This window comes from Sphingopyxis sp. Geo48 (genome assembly GCF_949769155.1).
Lineage (GTDB): Bacteria > Pseudomonadota > Alphaproteobacteria > Sphingomonadales > Sphingomonadaceae > Sphingopyxis.
The window spans coordinates 1-1,251 of record NZ_CATKPA010000019.1 but is presented as its reverse complement, the minus strand read 5'-3'; the positions used below and the strand labels follow the sequence as shown (position 1 = coordinate 1,251).

Sequence of the window (1,251 nt, the reverse complement as noted above, 5' to 3'; positions counted from 1 at the left end):
TGGCCTGCTGCCGGTTTGGTGGACACCGAGATAGGGTGTTTCCACCTATCGGAGGTCCACAATGCAAAGAAGGAAGTTCAGCCGCGAGTTCAAGCTTGAGGCGGTGAGGATGGTCCGCGAACGCGGGGTGACGATCGCGCAGGCGTCGCGCGATCTGGATGTGCATGCGAACGTGCTGCGTAAATGGGTCCGGGAGCTTGCCGCCGATCCGGGTCATGCCTTTCCCGGTCACGGTCAGATGAAGCCGGAGCAGATGGAGATCGATCGCCTGCGGCGCGAGCTGGCCAAGTTGAAGGCGGAGCGCGACATCCTAAAAAAAGCCGCCGCCTACTTCGCGAGGGACTCGATATGAAGTTCCAGTTCATCGCGAAGCACCGAGGGATCTGGCCGGTGGCATGGATGTGCGGGGCGCTCGGTGTCTCGCGAAGCGGCTTCCATGCCTGGCTGATCCGCCCGCCGTCGCAGCGTGCCCGCGACGACGAGGTGATCGGTGCGAAGGTCCGTGCCAGCCATGTAGGAAGTTATCGCACTTATGGCGCGCGCCGTGTCTGGCACGACCTGCTGGCCGATGGGGTGTCCTGCGGCCTGCACCGGATCGAACGGCTCATGCGGGCGCAGGGTCTGCGAGCGAGGCCGCGGCGACGCGGGCTTCCCAAGGATCACGGCGATCGTTCGGTCATCGCCGGCAACGTGCTCGATCGCCAGTTCACGGCAGACAGGCCGAACCAGAAGTGGGTGGCCGACTTCACCTATATCTGGACGGCCGAGGGATGGCTCTATGTTGCTGCGGTGATCGACCTGTTCTCGCGCCGGGTGGTCGGATGGTCGATGACTCCCAACATGACAGCCCAGCTCGTCACCGATGCGCTGATCATGGCGATCTGGCGGCGCGGCAAGCCCGATGCTCTCCTGCATCACTCGGATCAGGGCAGCCAGTATACCAGCGAGCAGTTCCAGCGGCTCATGGCCGACAATGGGGTCACCTGCTCAATGAGCCGGTCCGGCAATGTATGGGATAATGCCGCCATGGAGAGCTTCTTCTCCTCGCTCAAGACCGAGCGGATCGGGAAGAAGATCTACCGCACGAGGGCGCAGGCGAAGGCCGACGTGTTCGATTATATCGAATGCTTCTACAACCCGACCCGGCGTCACTCGACCTTGGGTTACCTCAGTCCTATCGACTTCGAACGTGAAGCTGGGGTAGCCTGAATGAACTTATCTCGGTGTCCACCAAACCGGCAGCAGGCCACC

General features: G+C 62.4%; 1 protein-coding gene. It reads left to right on the top strand.

Annotated elements, in window-relative coordinates; genetic code table 11:
• Positions 1–61: 61 nt before the first annotated feature.
• Positions 62–1,209, top strand: a protein-coding gene (locus QOL79_RS19515) for an IS3 family transposase (RefSeq protein ID WP_095385752.1) whose coding sequence is annotated in 2 segments (ribosomal slippage) — positions 62–320 and positions 320–1,209 — 1,149 coding nt in all. Because the reading frame shifts where the segments join, the coding sequence is not laid out codon by codon here.
• The last annotated feature ends 42 nt before the right edge of the window (positions 1,210–1,251 follow it).